At 69.6% G+C, this 26,554-nt stretch carries 27 protein-coding genes and 2 tRNA genes; 14 read left to right on the forward strand and 15 right to left on the reverse strand.

All coding sequences use genetic code 11. The features are described 5' to 3' along the window. Positions 1-8: 8 nt before the first annotated feature. From FOJ82_RS00795 to FOJ82_RS00810, 4 genes are read right to left on the reverse strand one after another with little or no spacing between them, the layout of a single operon-like run. On the reverse strand, positions 9-1,544 hold the full coding sequence (locus FOJ82_RS00795) for an aspartate:alanine exchanger family transporter (RefSeq protein ID WP_143937352.1): 1,536 nt from the start codon (positions 1,542-1,544) through the stop codon (positions 9-11). 49 nt (positions 1,545-1,593) lie between these two features. Next, the gene (locus FOJ82_RS00800) at positions 1,594-2,784 is read right to left on the reverse strand and encodes a TIGR04053 family radical SAM/SPASM domain-containing protein (RefSeq protein WP_143936569.1); all 1,191 of its coding nucleotides are present in this window, start codon (positions 2,782-2,784) and stop codon (positions 1,594-1,596) included. Between the two features lie 56 nt (positions 2,785-2,840). Beyond that, positions 2,841-3,941, reverse strand: coding sequence for a sugar kinase (locus FOJ82_RS00805; RefSeq protein ID WP_143936570.1), 1,101 nt, complete (start codon positions 3,939-3,941; stop codon positions 2,841-2,843). Beyond that, on the reverse strand, positions 3,938-4,576 hold the full coding sequence (locus tag FOJ82_RS00810; protein WP_143936571.1) for a bifunctional 4-hydroxy-2-oxoglutarate aldolase/2-dehydro-3-deoxy-phosphogluconate aldolase: 639 nt from the start codon (positions 4,574-4,576) through the stop codon (positions 3,938-3,940). Before FOJ82_RS00810 ends, FOJ82_RS00805 begins: the two co-directional genes overlap by 4 nt. A gap of 89 nt (positions 4,577-4,665) precedes the next feature. On the opposite strand from FOJ82_RS00810, the gene FOJ82_RS00815 reads away from it, so the two are divergent. Beyond that, positions 4,666-5,436: an IclR family transcriptional regulator gene (locus FOJ82_RS00815; RefSeq protein WP_143936572.1), complete on the forward strand. Its 771-nt coding sequence runs from the start codon at positions 4,666-4,668 to the stop codon at positions 5,434-5,436. 71 nt (positions 5,437-5,507) lie between these two features. Further along, positions 5,508-5,581 (forward strand) — tRNA-Ile (locus tag FOJ82_RS00820). A gap of 11 nt (positions 5,582-5,592) precedes the next feature. On the opposite strand, the gene FOJ82_RS00825 is transcribed toward FOJ82_RS00820, so the two are convergent. From FOJ82_RS00825 to otsB, 4 genes are all read right to left on the reverse strand, one after another. After that, positions 5,593-5,934 (reverse strand): hypothetical protein, encoded by a 342-nt coding sequence (locus FOJ82_RS00825; protein WP_143936573.1) that lies wholly within the window; start codon positions 5,932-5,934, stop codon positions 5,593-5,595. Positions 5,935-5,942: 8 nt separating this feature from the next. Beyond that, a complete protein-coding gene (locus FOJ82_RS00830) occupies positions 5,943-6,338 on the reverse strand; it encodes a hypothetical protein (RefSeq protein WP_143936574.1) in 396 nt (131 codons plus the stop codon). Positions 6,339-6,618: 280 nt separating this feature from the next. Beyond that, the gene (locus FOJ82_RS00835) at positions 6,619-6,957 is read right to left on the reverse strand and encodes a metal-sensitive transcriptional regulator (protein ID WP_143936575.1); all 339 of its coding nucleotides are present in this window, start codon (positions 6,955-6,957) and stop codon (positions 6,619-6,621) included. Beyond that, positions 6,954-7,805, reverse strand: a complete 852-nt coding sequence (otsB, locus tag FOJ82_RS00840; protein ID WP_143936576.1) for a trehalose-phosphatase — start codon at positions 7,803-7,805, stop codon at positions 6,954-6,956. The genes FOJ82_RS00835 and otsB overlap by 4 nt, the downstream gene beginning before the upstream one ends. A 42-nt stretch (positions 7,806-7,847) precedes the next feature. On the opposite strand from otsB, the gene FOJ82_RS00845 reads away from it, so the two are divergent. The 6 genes from FOJ82_RS00845 to FOJ82_RS00865 all read left to right on the forward strand — a co-directional run bounded on the left by FOJ82_RS00845 (position 7,848) and on the right by FOJ82_RS00865 (position 11,839). After that, positions 7,848-9,299 (forward strand): alpha,alpha-trehalose-phosphate synthase (UDP-forming), encoded by a 1,452-nt coding sequence (locus FOJ82_RS00845; protein WP_143936577.1) that lies wholly within the window; start codon positions 7,848-7,850, stop codon positions 9,297-9,299. A 62-nt stretch (positions 9,300-9,361) separates the two neighbouring features. Next, positions 9,362-9,434: transfer RNA gene (locus FOJ82_RS00850), tRNA-Asn, on the forward strand. Between the two features lie 264 nt (positions 9,435-9,698). Further along, the gene (locus FOJ82_RS16580) at positions 9,699-9,875 is read left to right on the forward strand and encodes a hypothetical protein (protein ID WP_246099666.1); all 177 of its coding nucleotides are present in this window, start codon (positions 9,699-9,701) and stop codon (positions 9,873-9,875) included. Further along, positions 9,803-10,831, forward strand: a complete 1,029-nt coding sequence (locus FOJ82_RS00855) for a YihY/virulence factor BrkB family protein (RefSeq protein WP_246099668.1) — start codon at positions 9,803-9,805, stop codon at positions 10,829-10,831. Before FOJ82_RS16580 ends, FOJ82_RS00855 begins: the two co-directional genes overlap by 73 nt. 125 nt (positions 10,832-10,956) lie before the next feature. Beyond that, positions 10,957-11,463, forward strand: a complete 507-nt coding sequence (locus FOJ82_RS16990) for a DUF3048 domain-containing protein (protein WP_143936578.1) — start codon at positions 10,957-10,959, stop codon at positions 11,461-11,463. Continuing rightward, the gene (locus FOJ82_RS00865; protein WP_246099670.1) at positions 11,363-11,839 is read left to right on the forward strand and encodes a DUF3048 C-terminal domain-containing protein; all 477 of its coding nucleotides are present in this window, start codon (positions 11,363-11,365) and stop codon (positions 11,837-11,839) included. The genes FOJ82_RS16990 and FOJ82_RS00865 overlap by 101 nt, the downstream gene beginning before the upstream one ends. Before the next feature lie 59 nt (positions 11,840-11,898). On the opposite strand, the gene FOJ82_RS00870 is transcribed toward FOJ82_RS00865, so the two are convergent. Then, positions 11,899-12,399, reverse strand: coding sequence for a hypothetical protein (locus FOJ82_RS00870; protein ID WP_143936580.1), 501 nt, complete (start codon positions 12,397-12,399; stop codon positions 11,899-11,901). Between the two features lie 62 nt (positions 12,400-12,461). On the opposite strand from FOJ82_RS00870, the gene FOJ82_RS00875 reads away from it, so the two are divergent. Next, complete coding sequence (locus FOJ82_RS00875; RefSeq protein ID WP_221932981.1) at positions 12,462-13,886, forward strand: sodium:proton antiporter; 1,425 nt, start codon at positions 12,462-12,464, stop codon at positions 13,884-13,886. A 123-nt stretch (positions 13,887-14,009) separates the two neighbouring features. Further along, positions 14,010-14,882 (forward strand): sigma-70 family RNA polymerase sigma factor, encoded by an 873-nt coding sequence (locus FOJ82_RS00880; RefSeq protein ID WP_143937354.1) that lies wholly within the window; start codon positions 14,010-14,012, stop codon positions 14,880-14,882. A gap of 4 nt (positions 14,883-14,886) precedes the next feature. On the opposite strand, the gene dnaG is transcribed toward FOJ82_RS00880, so the two are convergent. The 4 genes from dnaG to dusB all read right to left on the reverse strand — a co-directional run bounded on the left by dnaG (position 14,887) and on the right by dusB (position 20,445). Beyond that, positions 14,887-16,722 (reverse strand): DNA primase, encoded by a 1,836-nt coding sequence (gene dnaG / locus FOJ82_RS00885; RefSeq protein WP_143936581.1) that lies wholly within the window; start codon positions 16,720-16,722, stop codon positions 14,887-14,889. A 65-nt stretch (positions 16,723-16,787) separates the two neighbouring features. Then, entirely contained in the window at positions 16,788-17,852 is a 1,065-nt protein-coding gene (locus tag FOJ82_RS00890) for an HD domain-containing protein (RefSeq protein WP_143937355.1), read from the reverse strand. Positions 17,853-17,919: 67 nt separating this feature from the next. Next, the gene (locus tag FOJ82_RS00895; RefSeq protein ID WP_143936582.1) at positions 17,920-19,206 is read right to left on the reverse strand and encodes a citrate synthase; all 1,287 of its coding nucleotides are present in this window, start codon (positions 19,204-19,206) and stop codon (positions 17,920-17,922) included. A gap of 75 nt (positions 19,207-19,281) precedes the next feature. Next, positions 19,282-20,445, reverse strand: a complete 1,164-nt coding sequence (dusB, locus tag FOJ82_RS00900) for a tRNA dihydrouridine synthase DusB (RefSeq protein ID WP_143936583.1) — start codon at positions 20,443-20,445, stop codon at positions 19,282-19,284. 96 nt (positions 20,446-20,541) lie between these two features. Between dusB and FOJ82_RS00905 the strand changes: the two genes are divergently transcribed. Both FOJ82_RS00905 and FOJ82_RS00910 read left to right on the forward strand, forming a co-directional pair. After that, on the forward strand, positions 20,542-21,327 hold the full coding sequence (locus FOJ82_RS00905; RefSeq protein ID WP_143936584.1) for an alpha/beta fold hydrolase: 786 nt from the start codon (positions 20,542-20,544) through the stop codon (positions 21,325-21,327). Between the two features lie 60 nt (positions 21,328-21,387). Then, positions 21,388-23,430 (forward strand): M3 family metallopeptidase, encoded by a 2,043-nt coding sequence (locus tag FOJ82_RS00910; protein ID WP_143936585.1) that lies wholly within the window; start codon positions 21,388-21,390, stop codon positions 23,428-23,430. Positions 23,431-23,435: 5 nt separating this feature from the next. Here the strand turns inward: FOJ82_RS00910 and FOJ82_RS00915 are convergent, their stop codons facing one another. Further along, positions 23,436-24,455, reverse strand: a complete 1,020-nt coding sequence (locus FOJ82_RS00915; RefSeq protein WP_143936586.1) for an N-acetylglucosamine kinase — start codon at positions 24,453-24,455, stop codon at positions 23,436-23,438. Between the two features lie 72 nt (positions 24,456-24,527). Between FOJ82_RS00915 and FOJ82_RS00920 the strand changes: the two genes are divergently transcribed. Beyond that, complete coding sequence (locus tag FOJ82_RS00920) at positions 24,528-25,448, forward strand: MurR/RpiR family transcriptional regulator (RefSeq protein WP_143936587.1); 921 nt, start codon at positions 24,528-24,530, stop codon at positions 25,446-25,448. Positions 25,449-25,474: 26 nt separating this feature from the next. Then, a complete protein-coding gene (locus FOJ82_RS00925; protein ID WP_143936588.1) occupies positions 25,475-26,242 on the forward strand; it encodes a sugar isomerase domain-containing protein in 768 nt (255 codons plus the stop codon). Positions 26,243-26,247: 5 nt separating this feature from the next. On the opposite strand, the gene FOJ82_RS00930 is transcribed toward FOJ82_RS00925, so the two are convergent. Further along, positions 26,248-26,550 (reverse strand): antibiotic biosynthesis monooxygenase family protein, encoded by a 303-nt coding sequence (locus tag FOJ82_RS00930; protein WP_143936589.1) that lies wholly within the window; start codon positions 26,548-26,550, stop codon positions 26,248-26,250. Positions 26,551-26,554 lie beyond the last annotated feature (4 nt).

Raw genomic sequence — 26,554 nt, forward strand, 5'->3', positions numbered from 1 at the left:
GGGGCGGCTCAGGTGAGCACCGCCCCGATCACCTGGACGGCGAGGATCTTGGCGATGATGCCGAGTGCGAACAGCGCGGCGTACCCGGCCTCGACGCGCTCGTCGTTGACCCGAGCCTGGGCGAAGGAGAGGATGGCGGGCTGCCCCACATAGCCGGCGAAGCCGCCCGAGGCGCGCGGGGCACTCAGCCCCAGCAGCCGCGCCCCCGTCAGGAACACGACGGCGGACACCACGACGACCAGCGTCGCAAGCAACACCACCTTGCCGCCGGTGGCGGTGAGGACCTGCGAGGCGAACATCGGGCCGGAGGCCAGGCCGACGGTGGCCAGGAACAGCAGCAGGCCGAGCTGGCGGATGGTGAGGTTGGCCGAGTGCGGAACGTCCCAGTTGAGCGGGCCCGTGCGATGGACAGCGCCCAGCACCATGCCGACCACCAACGGCCCGGCAGCGGCCCCGAGCGAGAACTGGATACCGCCCGGGATGCCGATGGTGATGCTGCCCATCAGGAGGCCGAGGGTGACTCCCAGCCCCAGGGCGAGCGCGTCAACCTCGGAGACCTTGCGCTCCGAGTCCCCGAAGAACTTGCCCGCACCCGCGAGCTCGTTGCGCGGCACGACCGCCAGCACCCGGTCCCCCAGCTGCAGGACAAGGTCGTCGCGTGCCAGGAGGTCCGAGTCGCCGCGCCGGACCCGGGTGATGACTCCCCCGAACCTGCTCGGCAGGTTCAGCTGGGCGACGGTTCGGCCGGCCACGTCGGGCTCGGAGATCACGAACCGCTTGAAGTCCACGTCCTCGCGGTCGTTGGTGAGTTCCTTGCCCAGCGGCGTGCCGAGGAACTCGACCGCGCGGGTCGCCGCGCTGTGGGAACCGACAATCAGGACGCGGTCGGCGGGCTGCAGGTCCTCCCCCGGGGAGAGGACCCGCGTGTGCCCGTGGCGGATGAGGTAGCTCATCTTGATGGCCTGCTCCCGCCAGCCGGGGACCTCGCGCAGCGGAGTGGGGCGGTCCACCTCGACGGACTGGGCGACGATGGCCTCACCGTCGGCGGAGGCCTCGTCCCTCCTCGCAGGCCACTTGCGCCGCACCACCACCGAGACGGCGAGGATGGAAAGCACGACTCCGACGGGGTAGCCCATCGAGTAGCCCACCCCCGCCTCGCCGCTGCCGGTGGCGGCCGTCGCCGCCGCCAGGGCCGGGGTGGAGGTGAGCGCGCCGGCCAGAGTGCCGGCGATCAGTCCGGCGTCCAGGCCCAGGGCCAGGCCGACCAGGACGGCGAGGACCGCGACGACGACGATCACGCCCGCGCCCAGGCCCATCAGCGGCAGCTGTCGCCCCAGGTCGGCGAAGAAGGTCTCCCCCGCCGCGATGCCCACCATGTAGACGAACAGCGCAAGCCCAAGGTTGGACACCAGGGTCAGGCCCTCGCCGAGCGCCGGATCGAGCGCCCCGACGGCGAGGCCGACGAAGAGGGCGCCGGCAGCGCCGAAGCGCACGGGCCCGAACGGGATGATGCCGATCGCGGCGCCGAGGGCCACGACGAGCATGATCGTCAGGAGCGGCGAGGCCGCGAGCAGTTCGAGCACGCCCCTTACGTTAGTCGGCTGCCGCCAGCGCTGTCGGCTGCCAGCTGCAGGTCGGGTCGCTCGCGAGCGGGTCGCCGAGCATGGCGTGGGCCCGCGCCCTCGAGCCGCCGCAGATCCAGTTGAACTCGCAGACACCGCACTTTCCCGAGTAGGTGGAGGGGTCACGCAGGGCCTGCATCATCGGGGACTCGGCGTAGATGGCGCTGAAGGGCTGTTCCCGCACGGAGCCGCACTGGTACGGCAGGAAGCCGGAGGGGTAGACGTCGCCGACGTGGTCGACGAAGGCGAAGCCCCGGGCGGAGTTGACGCCGATCGGCGGCCGCGGAGGCCGACGCTCCCCGGCCTCCCCCAGCAGCGCCGCGGTCTGGGCACGCAGCTGGGCGTGCAGTTCACCGGTGGGCGGCAAGGGCAGTCCGGCCGCGCGGGCGTCGTCGCGCTGGAGGGCCACGCGTCGGTAGCTCGGGCCCTCCGTCACCTTCACGGCGATGCGGTCGGAGACGTCGTGGATCCAGTGGAGGACGTCCTCCATCTCCTCCGCGTCCAGGGGCTCGAGGTTGGAGCCGCGACCCATGGGGACGAGGAACAGGAGGTACCACATGCCCGCGCCCATGCCCAGGACCGTCCTCAGGATCTGCGGCAGCTCATGGACGTTGTTGCGGCAGACCGTGGTGTTCACCTGGAACCGGAATCCGTGCTTGAGAACCAGCTCCGCGGCGCTCAGCGAGTCCGCGAACGTGCCGTCGATGCCGCGGAAAGAGTCGTGGGTCTGGGCGGTGGCGCCGTCGAGCGAGATGGAGAAGGCCTTCACCCCGGCCTCGCGGACCGAGCCGAGCCGCTCGTCGGTCAGGAGCGGCGTGACCGACGGGGACAGCGCCATCGGCAGCCCGAGCGAGGACCCGTGGGCGATGAGTTCCTCCAGGTCGGAGCGCTCGAAGGCATCCCCGCCGGACAGGACGACGATGGGGTGCGGCGTGCCGTAGCCGGCGAGGTCTTCCAGCAGCGCCTTGCCCTCGGCGGTGGTGAGTTGCCGCGGATCGGCCTTGGTGAACGCATCTGCACGGCAGTGCCGACACGCCAACTGGCAGGCCCGCGTCACCTCCCAGACGACGACATGGGGACGGTCCCCGGGATCATGGTGGAGCGTGCGGACCACCCCCCGCCTGGCCTTGCTGGGACTGGAGGGGGCGGTGCTGGTGGTCATGCCCGGCATCCTACGAAGAGCCCGACGGCCGTCGGCGGCGGGGTGGCCCAAAGGCGTCAGCGGTCGACGCGCGCGCTGCCCCCACCTGCGAGGTGGACCACGTCGGCGGCGGTGACCATGGACGTGTCGCCGGGGGTGGTCATGGCCAGGGCGCCGTGGGCGGCGCCGTACTCGACCGCCGTCTGGAGCGGCTCACCCGTCATCAGCCCGTAGATCAGGCCCGAGGCGAACGAGTCGCCGCCACCGACCCGGTCGAGGATCTCGATGCCCTTGCGGTCGGCCGCCTGCACGACGCCGGTCTCCCTGGACCAGGCGATGGCGCTCCAGTCGTTCACGGATGCGCTGGTGACGCCGCGCATGGTGGTCCCGATGACCTGGAAGTTGTCGAACTCCTCGGACACGTTGGCGATCATGCGCTTGAAGCCCTCGATCGGCAGCTCCGTGAGGTTCTCGTCGACGCCCTCGATCTCGAAGCCGAGCGAGGCAGTGAAGTCCTCCTCGTTGCCGATCATGACGTCGACGTGGCGTGCGAGCTCGCGGTTCACCTCCTGCGCGCGGGCCTGGCCGCCGATGGCAGACCACAGGCTGGGCCGGTAGTTGAGGTCGTAGGACACCACGGTGCCGTGCTTCTTGGCCGCCTTCAACGCAGCGAGCGCCGTCTCGGCGGACTGCTCGGAGAGCGCGGCGTAGATGCCGCCGGTGTGGAGCCAGCGCACGCCCAGTTCACCGAAGACGTGGTCCCAGTCGACGTCGTCGGCACGCAGCTTCGAGATGGCGGTGTTGCCGCGGTCCGAGACGCCCTTGGCCTTGCGGAGCCCGAAGCCACGCTCGGTGAAGTTCAGGCCGTTGCGCACCGTGCGTCCGATGCCGTCGGAGGGGACCCACTTGAGCAGCGAGGTGTCCACGCCACCGGCGAGCATGAAGCCCTCGACGAGGCGGCCCACCTCGTCGTCCACGAAGGACGAGATTGCGGCGGAGCGCAGGCCGAACACCCGCGAGAGGCCACGCACGACGTTGTACTCGCCGCCACCCTCCCAGGCCTCGAAGCGGCGCGCGGTGCGGATCCGGAACTCCCCCGGGTCCAGCCTGAGCATGATCTCGCCGAGCGAGACGGCGTCGTAGCGGCATTCCTGTGCGGGGCGGAGCTGGATGCTCATGCGTTCTCCTTGATCTTCCTGGCAGCCGCGACGGCCGCCTTCGACAACTCGGTGACGGCGGTGAAGTCGCCGTCGGCGAACAGGGACGGCTTGACCATCCAGGAGCCGCCGGCGGCGATGACGTTGGGCAGGGAGAGGTAGGTGTCCAGGTTCTCCGCTGACACGCCGCCCGTGGGAACGAACCGGACCTGGCCGAAGGGCGCGCCCAGTGCCTTGATGGCCGACGGCCCGCCGTAGACGTTGGCCGGGAAGAACTTGACGGTGTCGAGTCCGAGGCTGAGTGCCGTCATGATCTCCGACGGCGTCACCGCCCCGGGAACGATGGCCACGTCGTGCTCCTGCGCCCGCCGAACCACCTCGGGCAACAGCCCGGGGCTGACAATGAAGCGCGCGCCTGCGTCGACCGCCCTGTCCACCTGCTCGGCGCTGATGACGGTCCCGGCACCCACCAAGAGGTCGTCGCGGCCGGCGAGCGCCTTGATCGCGTCGGGTGCCGCCGCGGTACGGAACGTGACCTCGGCCACGGGGATCCCGCCGGCCACCAGTGCATCGCCCAGCGGGACGGCGTCCGCCGGGTCCTCCAGGACCACCACCGGCACCAGCAGCGCCTCGACCATCGTGTCCAGAACAGCCATTCCAAACCTCCAGCGTTTCATCCATTGAAACAGTAGTTTTCGTCAGTCGCAATCTAGCATGTCGGGGACGGGCCTGCCAGACTTGGGGAATGACCGACGCACCACGGATCGAGGCCATCGACCGGGCCCTCGCGCTCCTCACCGCCCTGGCGGAAGCGGGTCCGGCCGGGACCAGTCTCGGCACGCTGTGCGAGCAGACCGGGGTCAACAAGTCGACGGCCTACCGGGCCCTGTCGACGTTCCGCAGCCGCGGCTACGCCACCCAGACCTCCGGCGGGGGCTACCGGCTGGGCCCCTCCGCCGTCGCCCTCAGCGACCGGTTCCTCGGAGGCGACAACCTCGTCGCGGTGCTGCACCCGGCACTCGTGGAGGTGTCCCGGAAGTCCGAGGAACTCGTCCACCTCGGCTCGTGGTCCGACGACGAGGTGGTCTACCTGGACAAGGTGGAGCCCGGGACCCGGGCCATCCGCGTCTGGTCGGCGGTCGGGCAGCGGGTGCCGATCGCGGCCAGCTCCCTCGGGCGCGCGCTGCTGGCTGCCCGCGGCGTCCCCGACGACCAGCTCGGCACCTACATCCGCAGCCTCCCGGCCGATCGGAAGGTCACGTTGGAGCAGCTGCGCGAGCAGATCGCCCTCGCCCGGAAACGGGGCTACTCCGTGGAGAACGAGGAGAACGAGCCGGGCGTCGCGTGCATCGGCATGGCACTGATGCGGGGGGCCGACGCCGTGGCGGCGCTCTCGATCACCTCACTCGCGAGCCGGATGACACCCGCGCGCCAGGCGGAGCTGGCCGACATGGTCCACGAGGAGCTGCCCAGACTGCTGCCCGAGGGGATCTCGCTGTTCCGCGGCGACCGCTGAGCCGACAAGTTCCGACATGGATCTGACCACCGGCACCATCGGGGGTAGTATCGCCAACACATTCCACTACGGGGGCGTTGGCGCAGCCGGTTAGCGCAGGTGGCTCATAACCACTCGGTCGCGGGTTCGAGCCCCGCACGCCCCACCGTGGGCACGTCAGTTCGAGCCCGGCTTGATGATGATGGTCTCCGTGTACTCGACCGCCGGGCACTCGGCAGTGCCAGTGCGCCCGTCGTCGGTGACCACCGTGATCGAGGCCAGGTAGGAGGTTCTCGCCATCCGGCTGGTCACGCCATCCAGGAACTCGGATTCCGTCTGGCGGGTGCCGCTCCGGGCAAGGTCGACGGATATCCCCAGGTCTGCGACCACCGCCTCCGTGGTCAGGTCGACAAGCCCGGCACCAGCGTCGCCAGATCCTCCCCGAAGCTGAATGGTCCCGCTGGCCTTCAACGGGGTGACACCGTCGTCGATGACCACCTCGAACACAGGGTCCTTCACTGCCCCGCTCAACTCACCTCACCGAACTCGATGCCCTCAAGCTGGCAGATCTCCGAGTCGAGACCGCTGTCACCGTACACAGCGCCCGCGGGGTTGGTGGTCCGGACGTCGAAGGCCAACTCCTGGGAGGTGCAGTCGTCCTCCCCCACCAACACGTCATAGCCGGGTACCGTCACCGAGCGCACCTCAACCCGGTAATCGGTGGTCGTCACGGTGCCCTTCTCAGCCCAGCTGTTGCCGGAGCGGCCTCGCACCTCCTCAACCACCGGAGCACCTGCCGCGGTGAGCAGGGCGTCCACGGTGGCCGTGCCGACGGGCTCGCCGGTCTCAGCGCTGACGAGGTCGACGTCGGCGGAGAAGCTCCCTTCGGCACCGAACTCGGCGGTGCCGACCACGCTCGTCAAGACCGTCTCGAAGTCCAGGCACGATGTGTTCGCTGGGGGCCGCCGAAGCAGTGGGGGCGACGGCCACTCCGGCCAGGATGAGGCCTGAGGCCAGGGTTGCGGCGAGCCGCCGCGAGGAACTGGTTGCCATGATGGGTCCTCCCCGGTTGGATTTTGCTCAGCGAAAGTCGGCCTCGCCCGCGGCGCTGCCAGATCCCCGAGAAATCCCGTTCCCCCGTGATGCGCGAATGGTCTTCGCCTCAAGCGCGCCCAGGGGGATGCTCTCGCCTGCAAGCCCGGATCAGGACTTGACGAGCCTCGCGATCGCGGCCGAGGCCTCCTGCAGCTTGGCGTCGGCTTCCGGGCCGCCGTTCTTCGCGGCGTCCACGACGCAGTGTGCGATGTGGTCGTCGAGCAGGGCGAGCGCGACGTTCTCCAACGCGGAGCTGAGGGCACTGATCTGGGTGAGGATGTCGATGCAGTAGACGTCCTCGTCAACCATCCTGTGCACCCCGCGGACCTGGCCCTCGATCCGCTTCAGCCGGGTCAGGTAGCGGGCCTTGTCGCTGATGTAGCCGTGCTGGTGCGGGTGCTCGTGCTCGTGGACGCCGTCGGTCGCCACCGTGGTGATCTCGGTCATGACACTCTCCTCGCGAGTTCCGTGAGCCAGTCCGCCACCCCATCGGGCCCGTCGCACACGACGTCGGCCACCTCGGTCAACGCGGGCTGCTCCTGAGACGAGGATACGACGGCGCAGCAAGCGATCCCGCGCTCCCGCAGCCGCGGCAGCAGCTCGAACGCCGGCAGGTCCCCCAGGTCGTCACCCACCATCGCCACCAGGCCCGGCGAGAACTCCGCGACCAGGTCCGCCAGGGCGTCCCCCTTGGAGCGCGTGGAGGAACGCAGCTCGATCACCAGCCGCCCGGGCTCGGCGTGCAGCCCGTGCCGCTCCCCGATCCCGCGCACGCCCTCGTCAAGCAGGGCCAGTGCCGCCTCCGGGTCCTCCGCACGTCGCGTGTGGACCCCGATGGCGCGCCCCTGCTTGTCCTCGAGGTGCACTCCTGCCACAGGGTGGCCCGCCGCTGCCAGTTCAGCCAGCAGCTCGACGAGTTCGCGCTTGGCGGCTGCCACGGCCCCGCCCACCTCGGGTTCGCGCAGCTCGCCCGTCGCGGCGTCCCAGCGCTCCACGCCGTACTGGCCGAGCACGACGAGTCTCCCCAGACCGGGGCGCCCTTCGAGTTCGCCCAGGCGCCGCACGGCGTCCACGGCGCGACCAGTGATGATCGCCACCTGGCCCAGCCGGTCCCCGAGCTGGGCGAGGGCCGCGGCGGAGCCTGCATGCATGCGGGAGTCCTCGGGATCGGGCACCAGGTGCGCGAGAGTGCCGTCGAAGTCGAGGGCGAGGAGCACCTTGTCGGGTTCGGCTGCGGCGAGGTCGGCGAATTCGCCGCCCGCCTCGGTCACGGGATGCCAGGTTGTGGGAGCCATGGGATCAGCCTGCCACGTCCCGGCGGTAGGGTGGTTCCGACAATGGAGGTAGACGTGGCTGACGAAGTGCCCATCGCTGAAGCTGGTGCAACGTTCCTTGTCGTTGCGAATCGACTCTCCGTGGACCGGGTCACCGGGCCGGAGGGCGAGGTCTCGTGGCGGACGGCACCCGGAGGGCTGGTGACCGCCCTGGAACCCGTGATGCGCAAGCGCGGTGGAGCCTGGGTGGGCTGGCACGGCGCCCCCGACGAGGTGGTCGAGCCCTTCGAGCACGACGGCTACGAGATCAAGCCGGTGTCCCTCAGCGCCGAGGAGATCGAGGAGTACTACGAGGGCTTCTCCAACGCGACGCTGTGGCCGTTGTTCCACGACGCAGTCGCGTTCCCGGAGTTCCACCGCGAGTGGTGGGACTCCTACAAGCTCGTCAACCAGCGCTTCGCCGATGCCGCCGCCGAGGTGGCCGCGGAGGGGGCGACGGTGTGGGTCCAGGACTACCAGCTCCTCCTCGTGCCACAGCTGCTGCGCGCCGCGCGACCAGACCTGCGGATCGGGTTCTTCCTGCACATCCCCTTCCCACCGGTGGAGCTCTACCAGCAACTGCCGTGGCGCAAGGAACTGCTCGAGGGGATGCTGGGCGCAGACCTGGTGGGTTTCCAGGTGCCCGGCGGCGCGAGCAACTTCCTGCGGCTGGTCAGGACGCGCACCAGCCACAAGGTGGACCGGGACCGGGTCCAGGTGGGGGGCACGCACGTGTGCACCGCCAAGGCGTTCCCGATCTCGATCGACACCGAGGGCTTCCGGGAACTGGCCGAGAGCCCGGAGGTGGTCGCCGAGGCGGAGGCGCTGCTCACAGAGCTGGGCCACCCGAAGGTGGTCTTCCTGGGGGTGGACCGGCTCGACTACACCAAGGGCCTTCGGCAGCGCGTCCGCGCCATGGGCGAGCTGTTCACCGAGGGCAAGCTTGACCCGGAGGACGTGGTCTTCTTCCAGGTGGCCACACCGTCGCGCGAACGGGTGGACGAGTACCGGCGCCTTCGCGACGACATCGACCTGCTGGTGGGCCGGATCAACTCCGAGGTTGGCGGCGTGGGCCGCCCGCCCATCGTCTACCGGCACTCCTCCTTCCCGCGAAACACCATGGCGGCCCTCTACCGGATCGCCGACGTGATGCTCGTCACTCCCCTGCGCGACGGCATGAACCTCGTCGCGAAGGAGTACATCGCCTGCCACCCCTCCGACCGCGGCGCGCTGGTGCTCAGCGAGTTCGCCGGCGCCGCCCGGGAACTGCGGCAGGCATACCTGGTCAATCCGTACGACCTCAACGGCATGAAGGACGTCTTCATGAAGGCCCTGAACGACACCCCGGCCGCCAAGGGCCGCCGGATGCGCTCACTGCGCAAACAGGTCAACGAGCACACCATCAACGACTGGGCGGACAGCTTCCTGGCCGCGCTCGACTCGGGCGGATCCAGGGCTCCCGGCAACGAGGGCTGATTTCTCAGCGCGCCGAACTCTCTGGTAGTGTTTCACCTCGCGTGGTTGGCAACAGCCACCGATCCCTGGTAGCTCAATTGGCAGAGCATTCGACTGTTAATCGAAGGGTTACTGGTTCGAGTCCAGTCCGGGGAGCCCATGAACCCGCTTCTGACTACGGTCGAAGCGGGTTCGCTGCATCTCGGGGACTGTTTGGGGACTATCCGGCTCTCGCGCGTGCGGCCAGAGACGTCTAATGAGCGCCGACCTTCATCTCGACCCGTCCCTGGAACGGCCACCCAAGTGGACGCTTCGCCAGAGGTGCTCACCATCTGACGCCATCTGCCGGATCGGGCCATCAGAAGTCGGCACCGGCGTAAAGTCAACGTCCCCACGGGTTGTCTCGAGGAAGGTGCTGCCATGTCTGACCATCCACACCACCACCCGGGCGAAGAGCCCTCGGAGGCCCCGCACCCCGAGGACGACCGCAAGCCCGACACCCCGGCCCAGATCACCCGGCCCTCGTGGCGTCACATCCTGCGCACTACGATGCGGGAGTTCTCCGGCGACGGCTGCACGGACTCGCCGCCGGGCTGACCTATCGCAGCGTCCTGTCACTGTTCCCCACCCTGATCGCCCTCGTCTCGATCCTGAGCCTGTTCGGGCAGAGCGGGCAGGGCTTGCGTGCCGTGCTGGACGAGGCCGGTGACGTCGTCCCCGCTGAGACATGGGACACCATCAGCCCCGTCCTGGAGTCCCTGCTGACCGCGCCCGCGCCAGGCATCGGCCTGCTGGTCGGCCTCGTGACGGCACTGTGGGCCGCCTCCGGCTACGTTCAGGCGTTCGGCCGCGCCATGAACACCGTCTACGACGTCCCCGAGGGCCGCGGCCCGGTGAAGCTCACGGCGCAGATGCTCGGAATCACCGCACTCGTACTCGTGCTCGGTGCCGTCGCGATCATGATCTTCGTGCTCTCGGGTCCGGTGGCCGAGGCGGTGGGCAACGCCATCGGACTGGGCTCCGTCGCTGTGACGGTGTGGAACGTGGGCAAGTGGTTCGTCCTGGCCTTCATCGTGGTCTTCGTGATTGCGCTGCTCTACTACGCCACGCCCAATGTGCGCCAGCCCAAGTTCCGCTGGGTCAGCATCGGCGCGCTGATCGCCATCCTCGTCTCCGTCGCAGCCACACTCGGGTTCTTCTTCTACGTGTCCAACTTCGGCAACTACGACGCCACCTACGGGGCACTCGCGGGCGTCATCATCATGCTGCTGTGGATGTACATCATCAACGCCATCCTGCTCTTCGGGGCCGAGGTGGACAGCGAGATCGAACGTGCGCGGCAGCTGCAGGCGGGAATTGAGGCAGAGGAAGAGCTGCAGCTCCCCGCCCGGGACACGAAGGCCAGCGACAAGCGGGCGAAGAAGTTCGAGGAGGACCTCGAGCGGGGCAGGAACCTGCGGCTGTCCCACGGCGAGAGCCTCGACGACCCGCCCGCTGGTGACGGGGAGACAGACGAGTCCAGTCCGGGGAGCCGAACCAACAGACATCCCTGACAAGGCACAGCGCAGGGTCAGGGATTTCTTGTTCCCGCACTCGGGTCCCCTGCGCGGGATGCTGAATCCCGGCGCTGGAAGCGGTACCCTCGCCGACGGAAACCGTCCTCCAGGGGGAACCAGCAATGCAAGAGATCACACGGCGTCGTGCGCTCGGAGGCGCCCTCGTCGCCGCGGCCGCGGGTGTGACCGCGTGCGCACCCAGCGTCGCGGCCGAGAGCGCCAGCCCCTCGCCCACACCCTCGCCGAGCCCGACGCCGTCACCCACGGTCGACGACCGGCCACGGTGGCCACTGACCGGGAGGTTGATGTCGGACCAGACGCTCGGCGGCCACCCCGCCGTTGCGGTCAAGGTTCCGGACAACCAGAACGAACACCCCCAGGAGGGCATCAACGAGGCTGACATCGTGTTCGTCCAGGCGGACGGGTACCGCAACCCCAACGGGTACGACGGGACACGCCTGATGCCGGTCTACCACTCCAACATGGCGGAGAACTCGGCCCCGGTTCGCTCACTGGCGCCCCGTCGACGTGCCCCTGCTCGCCCCGATGCACGCCGTGCTCGGCAGCAGCGGCGGCGCCCCATGGGTGGTGAACTACCTCGAGAGCTTCTCCGAGTCGATCTCCAGTGACCTCGTCTACATCGACATGAAGGGCACTGGGGCCTACTCGGTGAACCGGGAGCGGGTCCGCAAGTACCAGGGACAGACCTACTGCGACCGCGCCCTGGTGTGCCACCCCGGCATACTGGCCGAGGTCTCGGGCGTGTTCCCGGACGGGCCGCCGATCGCCTACCTGCCGTTCGCGACGGACGTCGACGAGCCCAGCATCGCCAAAGGCACCTTCGTGTACGCCTCCGGCGGCCGGCACGTGAGGGGCAACTGGTCCAAGCGCGCCGAGGACTCGGCTTTCGTCTTCACACTGGATGATGGCGCGCCGCTGCTCATGACCCCGGGACGAACGTTCTTCGAGCTCGTCGACGAGGGCACCGAGGTCACCATCTCCTGAGGGTCACTACCGGTCCCGGTGCGACGTGGCCGGTCCGGCCCCGGACCCTCGGCAGGCGCCTAGGAGCGGTCCCACTCCTGCTTGAGCGCGTCGGTCCGCTCGACGATGAACGCGGCCGTCGCCGGATCGGCAAGGCTGGCGCCGCCGCTGGCCGAGGTGTACCAGGTGATCTCGTCGCTGCCGTCGAGGCGACGTCGCCCCACGATCTGGATGCTGCCACGGGGGAGATCGTGTGCCTCGGTCGCGACGGTGGAGGCCTGCACCCGCTCCCGGAAGACCTCCGGGAGCTTGCCCACCTCGTCGAGCTTCGCCTCGACCTTGCGGTTGCCGCCCACGGTCCAGGTGAACGTGGATTGCTCCGCCCGCCACGCGCCCTTCAGCACCTCGTCCCAGCCCCAGGTCTCCCACTCACCCAGGTGCCTGAGCGCGAGCAGCTCACGGGTCGCGAACACCGTCGCCTCCGGGCCGGAACCGTGCGCCAGTACGGCTACCTTGCGGCCGCTCACCTGCTCCAGTTCGTGCAGGAGGGACTTGTCCGGGCGGGGCGCGATGAAACTCATGGCACCCATTGTGCCCGGCCTGGAGGCCCGCACTAGATTGGCCGAAGCTGAAAGGACAGACCGTGCTGCTTGAGACCTCACTGGCGTGGTGGACAGTGCTTCCGTTCGTCGTGTTGCTGCTGTGCATCGCCATCCTGCCGCTGATCCCGGCAACCGAGCGCTGGTGGGAGCACAATCGAAGCAAGCTCATTGTCGCCCTGGCACTCGGGATCCCGGTCGCGGTGTTCATGAGCATGCTCGAGGGCCCCTCCCCCGTGGTGCACGCGCTCGTGGAGTATGCGCAGTTCATCATCCTGCTGCTCGCCCTGTTCATCATCTCGGGAGGAGTTCACCTTGGCGGCGACATCGCCGCGCGACCGCGCACGAACGCCGCCTTCATCGGCTTCGGCGCCCTGATCGCGTCCTTCATCGGAACCACCGGCGCCGCGATGCTGCTCATCCGGCCGCTGCTGCGGACCAACCACCAGCGCATGTACCGCGCCCACACCGTCGTCTTCTTCATCTTCACCGTCGCCAACGCGGGCGGCCTGCTGACGCCGCTCGGCGACCCACCCCTGTTCCTGGGAATGCTGCGTGGCGTCCCGTTCACGTGGACGTTCAGCCTGTTCCCGCAGTGGCTGTTCGTCAACGCCCTGCTCATCCTGAGCTACTACGCGCTGGACAAGGTCCTGCACGCGAAGGAACCGGCCGCCAACATCATCTGGGACCTCTCGGAGGTCAAGCCGCTCTACGTCGTCGGGCGCCGCAACCTGGTGTTCCTGGCCATGGTGGTGCTCGCCGTGGCACTCGTCCCGTCCATCGACCTGCACGGCATCGAGGCGGGGCACCCACTCTGGTACCACTACGTGCCCTGGCGGGAGATCATGATGCTGACGGCGGGCGCGCTCTCCCTGCTCGCTGGCAGCCGGGACGTCCGCTACGTCAACAACGGCTTCAGTTGGGGGCCGATCCTGGAGGTCGCCGCCCTGTTCGTCGGGATCTTCCTGACGATGATCCCGGCACTGCGGGTCCTGGGGCAGCTGGCACCAAAGCTGCCCCTCAACGACGTGACCTTCTTCCTGCTCACCGGTGGCCTCTCCGCGGTGCTGGACAACGCCCCCACGTACGCGACGTTCTTCGAGATGGCCCACACCCTCGGTGAGGGCACCACCGGCGTCGAACTCGTGGCCGGGGTACCAGTGAGCTTCCTGACCGCGATCAGCCTGGGTTCGGTGTTCTGGGGGGCGATGACGTACATCGGCAACGGCCCCAACTTCATGGTGAAGGCGGTGGCGGAGGAATCGGGGGTCCCGATGCCGAGCTTCGGCGGCTACATCGTGTGGTCGGGCCGCTACCTGCTGCCGATCCTGATCGCCATGATGTGCATCTTCGTCGCGGGCCAGTGGTGGGCGAAGGGGCTCGGCGTCGCCCTGACCCTCGCCATCGTCGGCGCTGCGACCGTCAGCCTGCGCCGGGCGAGGCAACTGGAGACCACCACGGCGGCCTGAGTGTTGCCCAACCGCCGCCGGGTGTTGTCACCGGAAGGCCTGGTGTTGGCACCCCTGGGGCTGTTGTTGTCGGTCCTGCCGCAGCGCTGGCGGGGCACCCGTCCGCCCACGAGACTGCGGTGCATGGCCTTCCTTGACAACCACCTGAACGCACCCCTGCTCACCGCTGACGAGGAGGTCCGGCTGGCCCGAAGGATCGAGGCCGGCGTCTATGCCGAGCACCTCCTCGCCACCGAGCGGGCGGGCGACGTGGCGCTGGTGGCCGTTCGAGACGACGGCCGGGACGCCTGGCAGGAGCTCTGGACGGCGAACCTTCGCCTGGTTCGTAGGCACGCCATGGACTTCGCCAAGCGGCAGTCCCTGCCGGTGGACGACCTCTTCCAGGATGGCTGCATCGGCCTCGCCGACGCAATGCAGCGCTTCGACCACGGACGGGGGTTGCGCTTCACAACCCTCGCCCATGACTACGTCCGGCACGCGGTGGCCGCCAGCGCGGCCCGACGCGGCGGGATGCTCGAGGGACCGCTGCACCGCCAGCGCATCCGGCAGCGCATCCGACGGGCCGAGGCCGATGGGGGCCGGGTCGGCCGCCGAGAGTTGGCTGACTTGGTGGGGGCCAGTCCCCTGGCCGTCGAGATCGCACGGGGACACACGGCGTCGATCGACGAGGTACCGAGTGCGCAGGTGGTCTTCGTCGACGACTTCGACAGGGTCGAGCGGGTGGGGACCGACTTCCTGAACCTGCTCTCGACGGAGGCCGCGGAGTTCCTGCGGCTGCGCTTCGGCATCGGACGGCCCACGCACAGCCTGCGCCAGCTGGCGGCGCGACTGAGCATCTCCGAGTCCACTGCCCGCAGACTGGAGGCGGTCGCCCTCGAACTGGCACGCCGCGTGCTGGCCGGCGACGACGAGCGCTGCGTGCTGCCGTCCGAGACGGAGCTGGACCCGACGATGCAGGCCCTGGGCCCACGGCTGCTGGCGCTGGCAGCGGCCTGAGCGCCTACTCCCCGGCGCTCGCGACAAGCAGTTGCTTGCGCTGCATCTCCAACTGGGTCAGCTCCGCGAACTGGCTGCGGTGGGCCGTGGGTTCCTTGACCGGGTCCGTGCGCTGCAGCTTGGACTTGCAGTCGGCGATCTCCCGCACCACCCGCGCGAGCTGCAGGCGGCTGGAGTGGGCCAACGAGTAGTTCTCGCTGGCCTCGCGCACCAGCGGCTCCACCAGCAGCGCCACCAGGAGCTGGGTCACGAGCTCGTTCGGGGCCGCGGACCTGAGCCGCTCCACCCAGCCGTCGGCAAGTGGCGTGGCGCTGATCACCCGGAACACCGCCGCGTAGCCGGGGTGGGTGAAGTCCCCCTCGACGACGCCGTTCCAGGCAGCGTCGAACGTCAGCGGGTGCTGCAGCATCAGTTTCAGGGTGTCGCGCTCCAGCCGCAGCGACCGGTCGTCCGGGTTCGGCCAGCCGACGTCGCCGTCACGGAAGGACTCCTCAGGGGGCGCCTCCGACGGGGACGGGCCACCGCGCTGCCGGCTGGACACCTCGCGTCGCACGTCCTCGATGTCCATCCCGAGCATCCCCGCAAGCTCGCGCAGGTACTGGCTGACCAGGGAACCGTCGCGGATGGAGCTGACCAAGCCCGCGCACTCCCGCAGGGCGCTCAGTCTGGCGTCGGCACGGTCCAGGTCGTAGCCCTCCAGCACGTTGGCCATAACGAACCGGTACAGCGGCACCCGGCGACCCACGAGCTCACGCACCGCAGCCTCGCCGTGCTCGAGGCGCAGGTCGCACGGGTCCAGCCCGGTGGGCTCGACGGCGACGTAGGTCTGCGCGATGAAGTTCTGGTCACCCTTGAACACCTTGAGGGCTGCCTTCTGGCCCGCGTCGTCCCCGTCGAAGGTGAAGATCACCTCGCCGTGCAGCCCGTCGCGCGTACCCATGAGCCGCTGCAGCAACCGGGCGTGGTCATCACCGAAGGCGGTGCCGCAGCTGGCCACCGCGGTGTCCACGCCCGACAGGTGCGCGGCCATCACGTCGGTGTAGCCCTCGACGATGACAGCCTGCGAGCGCTTCCCGATGCTCTGGCGGGCGAGGTCCAGACCGTAGAGAACGTGGGACTTCTTGTAGACCGGGGTCTCGGGGGTGTTGATGTATTTCGCCGGCAGCCTGTCGTCGTCGTGGATCCGGCGCGCGCCGAAGCCGAGAACGGACTGGGCCGAGTCCCGGATGGGCCACAGCACGCGGCCGGAGAAGAAGTCCCAGCCGTTGTCCCTGACCAGTCCCGCCGCCTTGAGCGTGGCATCGTCGAAGCCCTTGGCCCGCAACGTCTGGCCCAGCGCGCGGCCGTGCTTCGGCGCGTACCCCACGCGGAAGTGCAGCGCGGCCGCCCTGTCGAAGCCGCGTCCGTCGAGGAACTGCCGGCCCGCCACACCCTCGGGGGTCTCGAGCTGCGCCGCGAAGAACTCCTCGGCCGCCTGGTTGGCCTCCAGGATGCGCTTGCGCCGCCCCGGGGGCTGGCCGGGCCCGGTGCCGTCGTCGGTGACGCGCAGCACGATCCCGACCCGGTCGGCGAGCACCTGGATGGCCTCGGTGAAGCTGAGGTTCTGCTGGCGCTGGAGGAACGTGATCACGTCGCCGCCCTCCCCGCACCCGAAGCAGTAGTAGAAGCCGCGCGACGGCGTCACTGTGAAGCTCGGGGTCTTCTCGTCGTGGAAGGGGCACAGCCCCTTCTGGGAACCGCCGCCCGCGTTGCGCAGTGCGACGTACTCCCCCACCACATCGTCGATCCGGACGCGTTCACGGACCGACGCGATGTCGTCCTCGTTGATGCGTCCAGCCATGGCGGGAAGTCTAGCCCTCCCGGGCGAGTGGTTGCGCAGGGCCCCACCGGGGCTGTGGAGAGGTCTCAGGCGCCGCGGCCGATCCCCCGTGGCAGTTGCGTCGGGTCCCAGCCGAGGAACTCCTGCGCGCGGTCGAAGGCGAACCGGTCGGTCATGCCGCCGACATAGGTCACCGCGCCGCGCACGGCGTCCTCGGTGCGGTAGTCCGCCGGCAGGATGTGGGGGTGCTCGAGGTAGAACTCGACGAGCCCCCTGAGCACGCGCACGACCGTGCGCGACTGTTGGATGGACTCGGGCCGGGTGTAGATGCGCTCGTAGTTGAAGCGACGCAACTCCCCGAGCGCCTCGCCCGTCACCCGGTCCATCCCCACCACCCCGCCCGAGGAGGTGGTGTGGATGACCGCGTTGATGAACGTCGCGAGCTGCCGGCGCCGGGTGGTGCCCGCCACCTCGCGCACGATCTCGGGAACCTCCGCCTCGTTGACGATGCCCGCGGCGATGGCGTCCTCGAGGTCGTGGGCGCAGTACGCGATCCGGTCGGCCCAGCTCACCAGTTCGCCCTCCAGCGTGGCCGGCGCCGGTCTGGACCAGGAGTGGTTGCGGATGCCGTCCAGGGTCTCCAGGCACAGGTTCAGGTCCCGCAGGACGACGTCGGCGCCCCAGGGCCCGTGGTCGTAGCCACCGGCGATGAACTCGTCGAAGGCGTCCTCGGAGGCGTGCCCGCCGGGGCCGTGGCCGCAGTCGTGCCCGAGCGCCATCGCGTCGACGAGCGTGACGTTGGCGCCCAGGCCTCGAGCCATCGCGACGGCGCACTGGGCCACCTCGATGGCATGGGTCAGGCGGGTGCGCTGGTGATCCGTGGGGTAGACGACGACCTGCGTCTTTCCTGCCAACCTGCGGAAGGCGGCCGAGTGCACGATCCGGTCCCGGTCACGCTCGAAGCAGGTGCGGAACGGGTCCGGATCCTCCTCGCGGGCCCGGTTGCCGGCGCCGAGCGCGAAGGTGGCGTTGGGGTCCAGCAGCGCCCGCTCGGCCTCCTCGCGTCGCTCCCGCACGCGCCGGCCGTCGCCGGCCAAGGTCGCGCTCGAGCTCTCGTGCGCGGTTACGACCTCGTCGCCGTGGCCGTGCATCGTCTGGGCCCAGAGCTTTGTGCGGGGCAGGAGGCTGTCATTCATGTCCCCGCAAATCTAGCGAACCTCAGCGCTCGTCCCGCGGCAGCCACTGCGTCAGCGGGTTGCCGACGTAGAGCTGGCGGGGGCGCTGGATGCGCTGGGCGGGGTTGTCGTGCACCTCCTTCCAGTGCGCGATCCAGCCCGGGGTGCGGCCGATGGCGAACAGCACCGTGAACATGTCCTTGGGGATCCCGAGGGCACGCAGGATGATGCCGGAGTAGAAGTCGACGTTCGGGTAGAGCCTGCGCTCGCGGAAGTAGTCGTCGGCGAGCGCCAACTCCTCCACCTCCCGGGCGATGTCCAGCAGGGGGTCCGTCACGTGCATCGACTCGAGGAGGTTGTACGCCGCCTCCTTGAGGACCCGGGCACGGGGGTCGAAGTTGCGGTAGACCCGGTGCCCGAAGCCCATCAGCCTCACTCCGGACGACCTGTCCTTGGCCATGGAGATGTAGCGCTGCGCGGGGATCCCTTCGTCGTGGATACCCTCGAGCATGTCCAGCACCGCCATGTTCGCCCCGCCGTGCAGAGGACCCCACAGCGCCGTGACGCCGGCGGAGACCGACGTGAACAGGTTCGCGCCGCCCGAGGCCACCATCCTCACAGTGGAGGTGGAGCAGTTCTGCTCGTGGTCGGCGTGCAGCACCAGGAACATGTTGAGCGCGTGCGCCATCTCCGGGGTGGGCTCGAAGTCCCGGTAGGGCACGGAGAACATCATGTGCAGGAAGTTCTCGGCGTAGGCGAGGTCGGGGCGTGGGTAGGCGATCGGCTGGCCCACGTGGCTCTTGTAGGTGGCCGCCGCGATGGTCCGCGTCTTGGACAGGAGCCCGGCGGCCGCTCGTCGGAAGCCCGCCTCGTCGGTGATGTGGATCTCGGGCAGGTCGTAGGCCTGGATCGCGTTGATCATCGCGGAGAGCACCGCCATCGGGTGGGCGTCAACGGGGAAGCCGTCGAAGTGCTTGCGCATGTCGCGGTGCAGCGCGGCACTGTCGGTGAGCAGTGCGCGGAACTCGTCACGCTCGGCCGCGTCCGGCAGTTCGCCGAAGATCAGCAGTTCGGCCGTCTCGATGAACGACGACCTGGCCGCGAGGTCCTCGATGGGGACCCCCCGGTACCGCAGGATCCCCTGCTCACCGTCGATGAAGGTGATTGCGGAGCTGCACGAGCCGGTGTTGGCGTAGCCGTCGTCGAGGGTCACGAGGCCGGTCTCGGCCCGGAGGTGGGAGATGTCGATGGCGCGTTCTCCCTCGGTCCCGGTCAGGATGGGCAGTTCGTGACTCACGCCGTCGATGGTGAGTGTGGCCGTGGTTTCCAATTCGGTGCCTTCCTCTTCGGTGCTGGCAGCCTAACCGCCAGCTGTCCGGAGCGAACGGGCACCCCCGCCCAACGGCTAGCCGCCGCTGGTGTCCAGTTCCGCGTCACCGAGCTCGAGGTCCATGCCGGAGGTGTCGTCGTACCAGCCGTGCGGCACGACCACCTTGGACCGTGGCGTCCCCTGCCTGCCGCGCGGGGTGCCGAGCTCCGACTCCGGGAAGGCTGCCCCCGAGTCGAGCTGGCCGACGAGGTCCTCGAGTTCGGCCATGGAGGAGACCATGGCGAAGCTCCGGCGCAGTTCGCCCACGGGATAGCCCTTGAAGTACCAGGCCATGTGCTTGCGGATGTCGACGATGCCGCGCTCCCCCATGATCCCGGTGAGCAGCTGCGCGTGCCGGATGATGGTGCGCCCCACCTCGCCGAGCGTCGGGCGGCGGCGGTACTCCTGGCCGGTGAAGGCTGCGGCGAGGTCGCCGAACAACCACGGCCTGCCGAGGCAGCCGCGGCCGATGACGACGCCGTCGGCGCCGGTCTCGCGCATCATCCGAAGGGCGTCCTCGGCCTCCCAGATGTCGCCGTTGCCCAGTACCGGGATGTCCACCTCGGCCTTGAGCGCGGCGATGGCCTCCCAGTCCGCCTCTCCGGAGTAGGCCTGCTGCACGGTGCGGCCGTGCAACGCGATCGCCGCAGCGCCCTCCTCCTGGGCGATCCGCCCTGCATCTAGGAAGGTGTGGTGGTCCTGGTCGATGCCGATGCGCGTCTTGATGGTGACGGGCACTCCGGACTCGTCGGCTGCCCGCACGGTCTCGCGCACGATCGCGCGCAGCCGGTCACGCTTGTACGGCAGCACGCCCCCGCCGCCCTTGCGGGTGACCTTGGGCACTGGGCAGCCGAAGTTCAGGTCGATGTGGTCCACGGAGAAGTCCCGCACCAGGATGCGGGCAGCGTCGGCCATCACGTGCGGGTCCACGCCGTAGAGCTGCACCGAGCGGGTGGTCTCTCCGGGATCGAACTGCAGCATGTCGTGGGTCTTGTGGTCGCCGACCACCAGCCCCCGTGAGGTGATCATCTCGCAGACGTAGAGCCCTGCACCCTGTTCACGGCACAGTTGCCGGTAGGCGGCGTTCGTGACCCCCGCCATCGGCGCCAGCACCACGGGCAGGTCCACCACGACGGCGTCGGCGCGGCTGGGCGCGCTCAACCGCAGCGGGGCGTAGCTGGTGACTGTCTCGGTGGTCATGGTCCTCCAGGGGTGAGCAACCCGTCGATTCTACGACGCCCGACCGGTGGGTCCGAATCCCTTGTGGCTAGGGCGCGGTGGTGCCACGGTGGGGGCATGACCGACGACGCGCCACGCGAACCCCTCAACGTCCACCGCTTCGGCAACCCCGATGCCCCGCCACTGGTGCTCGTGCACGGACTGACCGACGACGGCACCAACTGGCCCGACGCGGTGTTCCGCTGGTCCTTCCACTGGGACATCCACGCCCCCGACCAGCGCGGTCACGGCCACTCACCGCGGTTCACGCGCGAGGAGGTCACCGACAGCCAGGGCATCTGGGTGGCAGACCTCCTGGAGCTGCTGCGTGGCCTGGAACAGCCCGCAGTGCTGGTGGGTCACTCGCTGGGGGGCCTGGTCTGCCTCCGCGCAGCCCTCGACGAGCCCGACCTCGTCCGCGCCCTGGTGCTCGAGGACCCGGCGGCACCCACCGACACCGACGCCGCCGATGCGCAGTTCGTGGCCCACCAGCAGCGCTTCCTCGCCGCGTTCCCGGAGCACACCCACTCCGAGATCGGGCGGATGCGCGCAGAGACCCCCTGGTCCGAGACGGAAATCCTCGCGTGGGCGCAGTCGAAGGCGCTGGTGGATCCCCTGATGGTCGAGCAGGGCCTGCTGCTGCGCGGTCACGAGTGGGCCGGACTGTTCGAGCAGCTCACCGTCCCGACGATGCTGGTGCTTCCCGGCGACGGCGGTATGGGCCCGGACGCGGCCGACTACGACAACCCACTGGTGGAGCGGGTCGAGGTGCCAGGTGCGGGACACTGCGTGCGCCGCGACCGCCCGGAGGCCTTCCACGAGGCGGTGGATGCCTTCCTCGCGGCGCACCGCCGGTCCGTCTGAGCGAGGGCGATCGGACGACGAGATCCTGACGTTGCCCTGCGGATGCGGTTGGATGGTTCCATGACGAATCCGCTGCTGCAGCCCTCCGAGCTCCCGTTCCAGCTGCCCGACTACGCCAACCTCGGCGACGACCAGGTCCGTGAGGCGATCAGCATCGGCATGGCCGAGCAGCTCAACACCCTCGACGCCATCGCCACCAACCCGCACATCCCGACGGTGGCCAACACTCTCGAGGACTGGGAGCGCAGCGGGGCCACCCTGACCCGGGCCATGAACGCCTTCTGGGTCGCCAAGGCAGCCGACACCAACCCCGTGCGAGACGCCATCGAGGAGGAGTTCGCGCCGAAGCTGGCCGCCCACGGGGACGCGATCCTGCTGGACGCGCGCCTCTACGAGCGGCTGCTCCAGCTGAAGGACCGGGGCGAGAGGGGCGAGATCGAGCTCGACGCCCAGGACTCCCACCGGATCGAGGAGCACCTGCGCGCCTTCCGCCGCGGCGGCATCGCCCTGCCCGAGGCGGAGAAGGAACGCCTCCGGGCCCTCAACGTGGAGCTCGCCACGCTCTCGGCCCAGTTCCAGGAGTTGCTCGTGGCCGGCCGCAACGCCGCCGGAGTGCACGTCACCGACCCCGCCGAACTGGACGGCCTCTCAGACGACGACCGGGCCTCGGCCAGGTCCTCCGCGGAGGCGGCCGGTCTGGACGGATGGCTCATCGACATCGTCAACACCACGACCCAACCGGCCCTCGAGGACCTGACCGACCGCGGCCTGCGCGAGCGCATCTTCCGCGCCTCGGTGGCCCGGGGCCTGGCCGGGGAGCACGACACCCGCGAGCTGGCGGTCCGCACAGCCCACCTCAGGCACGAGCGGGCCCAACTGCTTGGATTCGAACACCACGTTGCCTACGTCGCCGGCGACGGCTGCGCCCGCACCACCGGGGCGATCAACCAGCTGCTCGCGCAGGTCGCCCCGGGTGCGCGGGAGCTGGTGGAGCGGGAGGCCGTCGAGCTCCAGGCGCTGCTCGCCAAGGATGCTCCGGATGCCACGCTGGAGCCGTGGGACTGGCAGTTCTACGCCGCCCGCGCCGCCGCGGCCAACTCCGTCGACCAGCAGGCCCTGCGCCCGTACCTGGAGTTCGAGCGCGTCCTCCACGAGGGGGTCTTCGCCGCAGCCACCGCCCTGTACGGGATCACTTTCCACGAGCGGCCGGAGCTGGTCGGCTACACGGCCGACGCCCGCGTCTTCGAGGTGCGCGAGGACGACGGTGCCGTCCTGGGGGCCGTCGTGATCGATCCCTTCACGCGCCCCACCAAGCAGGGCGGCGCCTGGATGACCAGCATCGTGGACCAGTCCCTGCTGTTCGGTGACCTGCCGGTGGTCACCAACACCTGCAATTTCCCCAGGCCGGCCGCCGGCTCCCCCAGCCTGCTGACCTGGGACAACGTCATCACGCTGTTCCACGAGTTCGGGCACGACCTGCACGGCCTGCTCTCCCACGTGCGCTACGCCTCCCTGTCCGGCACCGCGGTGCCGACGGACTTCGTCGAGTTCCCCTCGCAGGTCAACGAGATCTGGGCATGGGAGCCCGCGCTGATCGCGAGGTATGCCGTGCACCACGAGACCGGTGAGCCGATCCCCGCCGAGTGGATCGATCGGCTCGTCGCAGGCCGACGGCAAGGCATCGGGCACCAGACGTTCGAGACCGTCGCGGCGCAGCTGCTGGACCAGGCCTGGCACCAGAGCGCCGTGGAGGAACTTCCCGGCGGCGCCGAGGAGGTCGAGGCGTTCGAGGCCGGTGCGCTGGAGGCGGCTGGGGTCAGCTTCCCCCTGGTGCCGCCGCGGTACCGCAGCGCCTACTTCGCGCACATCTTCTCCGGTGGCTACGGTGCCGCCTACTACTCCTACCTGTGGTCCGAGGTGATGGACGCCGACACCGTCGCCTGGTTCCGGGAGGCCGGCGGCCTGTCCCGGGAAACCGGTGAGCGGTTCCGGCGCCGCCTGCTCGCCCCCGGCGGCTCGGTGGAGGCGATGGACTCCTACCGCGACTTCCGCGGAGCCGACCCCGACGTGCGCCACCTGCTGGAGCGCTTCGGCCTGGGGTGAACGGCTCAGCCCCGGCAGGCTGCGACGGAGTGGGTGAGGCGCTCGAACACGGCGGCGTCGACGTCCACCCCGAGCCGCCGGAGCGCCAACACCGCTGAACCGACGAGTCCGTCGACCACCGGGACCAGTCCCTCCGGCGGCAGCTCGTCGCCCAGCACCCGCTCCAACCGCTGCCTGAGCCCGTGCGCGCCCGTCAGCAGTCCACCGGCAACCACCACCGGTCCCGGGGCCCCGTCGGCCAGCGCCGCCCGCAGCGTGACCGCGAGGCCGGCGGCCGCCTCGTCGAGGATCTCCCGGGCGACCTCATCCTCCGGCACCGCGAAGACCAGCGATGCGTACCGCGCGAGCCGCACGGGCAGTTCCGAATAGCTCGTGATCCCGATCTCGTGCACCAAGCGGGGCCTGCCGTTCAGGGCGTCTCGCTCGTCGACGAGGTGCTGCAGGCCCATCGCGGACACCAGCAGCGGGGTGAGCCCGGTGCTGGGGCCAGTGCCGTCCAAGTCCGCCAGCACGGCCCGCACCACCCGCTGGCCCACCCAGAAGCCGGAGCCGATGTCGCCCAGCAACCAGCCGAGGCCATCGACGGACCGGATGCTGCGACCACCCTCGACGCGGTGCGCGACGGCGCCGGTTCCGGCGACCAGCACGTACCCGTGCCCGAGGTGGGTCCCGGAGCAGAACGCGGCCAGGCCGTCGGCCTCCATCGCCACGGGAGCGTGCACGCCGCGCAGGCCCAACGACGTGCTGATCATCTGCATGAAGGCGGGCCGGTGGCCCCCACCGGCGGCCGCCAGCAGGACGAGGCGGACGTCAGCCGGATCGGCTCCCGCCATGTCCACGGCCCCGAGCGCACTGGTCACGATCGCCGCGGCGGCATCGCCGTCGTCGGTTGCCAACGGATTCGCGGAACCTGCGAGGCCTAGCCCCCTACAGGTTCCTCCGAAGTCGACGAGCGCTGTTCTGCAGGAAGTGCCTCCGGCGTCGACGGCAAGCACTAACGTTCCCTCGGGCAACCGTTCGCCCATCAGGTTGACACCCCCCAGCCACTGAAAGTATGTTTCACGTAGTCAGCCTACAGACGAACAGGAATTTCCGCCATGGAATCCGAACCCGCCGTCACCGGGGTACCGAGCCCAGAGTTCGGACTGCTCGCGCGGGTGCAGGCCGCCCTGCCAAGTCTGTCACCATCCATGGCCAAGATCGCCCGCCTCCTGCTGGGGAACCCGGAGCTACCGCTGACGCTGTCCATCACCGAACTCGCGGATCGCGCGGGCACCTCGCCGCCGACGGTGACCCGGTTCTGCCGCCAACTTGGCTACGGCGGCTACGTCCCCCTGCGGGTGGGGGTTGCCGCCGACCTCGGCCGCTCCGACGCCCAGACCGAATTCGTGCACGAACTCGGCCGGACGTTCGATCCCGACGAGAGCAGCACCGCATTGCTCAAGACGCTGCGGCTGAGCCACATCAACAGTATCCAGGCGGCTGCCGACCTGATCGCCCTGGACGACTTCGAAACCGCGGCCGGCGCCATCGCCGCCAGCCCGCGCGTGGACATCTACGGCGTCGCCGGGAGCGCAACCGTGGCCCACAGCCTGCACGACAGGCTCTACCGGATCGGCGTGCACACCCACTCGTGGTCCGAGGTCCACCACGGCCTGATGAGCGCGTCGCTGCTCCAGCTCGGCTCGACAGCGATCGCCATCTCCAACTCAGGCAGGACCTCCGAGGTGGTGGAGATGCTGGCAGCAGCCAGGGACACCGGTGCGACCACCGTCGCGATGACCAGCGACCCGCACTCCCCGCTGGCCGAGCTCGCCGACACGCACCTGCGCACCTCGCCGCCGGACCAGTTCTTCAGCGCCGGCGGAATCGCAGCACAGACGGTGCAGATGTTCGCCTGCAACGTCTTGTACATGCTGGTGGCCAAGGCCACCTACACCAGGACGCAGGAGGCACTCGCACTGAGCGCCGCCGTCATCGACAACCACAACAACCCCCGCCGTCGCCAGCAGTCGTGACGGCCAGGAACAACAGGGAGAACAGAATGCACGAACTCGCCACCTCCTTCTCCGAAGAGGTCACCAAGCGCCTGCGGGCCCTCGATGAGGACGCTGCCGCCGGCCGCTTCGACGACGCGGTCACGATCATGGTGGAGACCTTCGCCCGCGACGGCGTCCTGCACGCCTTCGGAACGGGCCACTCGGAGGCGTTCGCCATGGAGATCGCGGGCCGCGCCGGCGGGTTCATCCCCACGCACCACATGACCCAGAAGGACCTGTTCTTCCTCGGCGGCCGCACCAGCGTCTCCGAGATCGGGGGCGCGGAGCTGGAGCGCGACGACTCGACCGCCGACCAGCTCTACGAGCTCTACGAGATCCACCCCACGGACGCCCTCATCATCGCCTCCAACTCCGGGGCGAACGGCTCCACCATCGGGCTGGCGCTGCGCGCACAGGCCGAGGGCCTCCCGGTCATCGCGGTGACCAGCCTGGACCACAGCTCCCGGGTCACCTCCAAGCACCGTTCGGGCAAGCGTCTGTTCGAGGTGGCCGACGTCGTCATCGACAACCACGCACCCTACGGCGATGCCACGCTCGAGATCACCGAGGGCCTGAAGGTGGGGCCGGTCTCGTCGCTGACCGCCGCCTACATCGCGCAGCTCCTCACCATCGAGACCGCCGCCCGACTGCAGGCCTCCGGCACGCTGCCGCCGATGTTCATCTCTGCCAACATCCCCGGCGGCGACGAGCACAACAACGTGCTGCAGGACCGGTTCGGGGCGCGCATCCGGCCGCACCTGTACCAACGCTGAGCCGCTCAGAGCCCCCGGGGCAGGTTCTCCCCCAGCTCCTCGGGGGCCAGGTAGGCCGACGGTTCGTCGATCGCACGACTGAGGACCGGGGTCAGGACCACCTTGGCGTCGTAGCCCCCGAACGAGCGGCGGTAGGCGCCCACTGACTCCCAACGGCTCACGATGGCCCACATGGACTGTTCGTCCAGGTTGCGGACGAGCTCGACCGACAGGCATCCGTCCCGCTGCTGCCAGAACTCGACCACGGCGCGGGCCCCGGCCTCGAAGTCTGGTCCGGGTTCGGAGAAGCGGGAGATCGCGAGGAGCATGGCC

The sequence above is a fragment of the Tessaracoccus rhinocerotis genome (assembly GCF_007197885.1).
Classification (GTDB): Bacteria; Actinomycetota; Actinomycetes; order Propionibacteriales; family Propionibacteriaceae; genus Arachnia; species Arachnia rhinocerotis.

Coding starts and splice junctions, on each gene's coding strand:
- FOJ82_RS16580 (WP_246099666.1), top strand. CDS start 9,699: ATGTCTGACCATCCACACCACCACCCGGGCGAAGAGCCCTCGGAGGCC.
- FOJ82_RS00890 (WP_143937355.1), bottom strand. CDS start 17,852: ATGCACGGCCACGGCGACGAGGTCGTAACCGCGCACGAGAGCTCGAGC.
- FOJ82_RS00915 (WP_143936586.1), bottom strand. CDS start 24,455: ATGGGCGAACGGTTGCCCGAGGGAACGTTAGTGCTTGCCGTCGACGCC.
- FOJ82_RS00835 (WP_143936575.1), bottom strand. CDS start 6,957: ATGACCGAGATCACCACGGTGGCGACCGACGGCGTCCACGAGCACGAG.
- FOJ82_RS00925 (WP_143936588.1), top strand. CDS start 25,475: ATGCACGAACTCGCCACCTCCTTCTCCGAAGAGGTCACCAAGCGCCTG.
- FOJ82_RS00930 (WP_143936589.1), bottom strand. CDS start 26,550: ATGCTCCTCGCGATCTCCCGCTTCTCCGAACCCGGACCAGACTTCGAG.
- FOJ82_RS00800 (WP_143936569.1), bottom strand. CDS start 2,784: ATGACCACCAGCACCGCCCCCTCCAGTCCCAGCAAGGCCAGGCGGGGG.
- FOJ82_RS00845 (WP_143936577.1), top strand. CDS start 7,848: ATGGAGGTAGACGTGGCTGACGAAGTGCCCATCGCTGAAGCTGGTGCA.
- FOJ82_RS00810 (WP_143936571.1), bottom strand. CDS start 4,576: ATGGCTGTTCTGGACACGATGGTCGAGGCGCTGCTGGTGCCGGTGGTG.
- FOJ82_RS00905 (WP_143936584.1), top strand. CDS start 20,542: ATGACCGACGACGCGCCACGCGAACCCCTCAACGTCCACCGCTTCGGC.
- dnaG (WP_143936581.1), bottom strand. CDS start 16,722: ATGGCTGGACGCATCAACGAGGACGACATCGCGTCGGTCCGTGAACGC.
- FOJ82_RS00795 (WP_143937352.1), bottom strand. CDS start 1,544: ATGCTCGTCGTGGCCCTCGGCGCCGCGATCGGCATCATCCCGTTCGGG.
- dusB (WP_143936583.1), bottom strand. CDS start 20,445: ATGACCACCGAGACAGTCACCAGCTACGCCCCGCTGCGGTTGAGCGCG.
- FOJ82_RS00910 (WP_143936585.1), top strand. CDS start 21,388: ATGACGAATCCGCTGCTGCAGCCCTCCGAGCTCCCGTTCCAGCTGCCC.
- FOJ82_RS00880 (WP_143937354.1), top strand. CDS start 14,010: ATGGCCTTCCTTGACAACCACCTGAACGCACCCCTGCTCACCGCTGAC.
- FOJ82_RS00815 (WP_143936572.1), top strand. CDS start 4,666: ATGACCGACGCACCACGGATCGAGGCCATCGACCGGGCCCTCGCGCTC.
- FOJ82_RS00870 (WP_143936580.1), bottom strand. CDS start 12,399: ATGAGTTTCATCGCGCCCCGCCCGGACAAGTCCCTCCTGCACGAACTG.
- FOJ82_RS00805 (WP_143936570.1), bottom strand. CDS start 3,941: ATGAGCATCCAGCTCCGCCCCGCACAGGAATGCCGCTACGACGCCGTC.
- FOJ82_RS00920 (WP_143936587.1), top strand. CDS start 24,528: ATGGAATCCGAACCCGCCGTCACCGGGGTACCGAGCCCAGAGTTCGGA.
- FOJ82_RS16990 (WP_143936578.1), top strand. CDS start 10,957: ATGCAAGAGATCACACGGCGTCGTGCGCTCGGAGGCGCCCTCGTCGCC.
- otsB (WP_143936576.1), bottom strand. CDS start 7,805: ATGGCTCCCACAACCTGGCATCCCGTGACCGAGGCGGGCGGCGAATTC.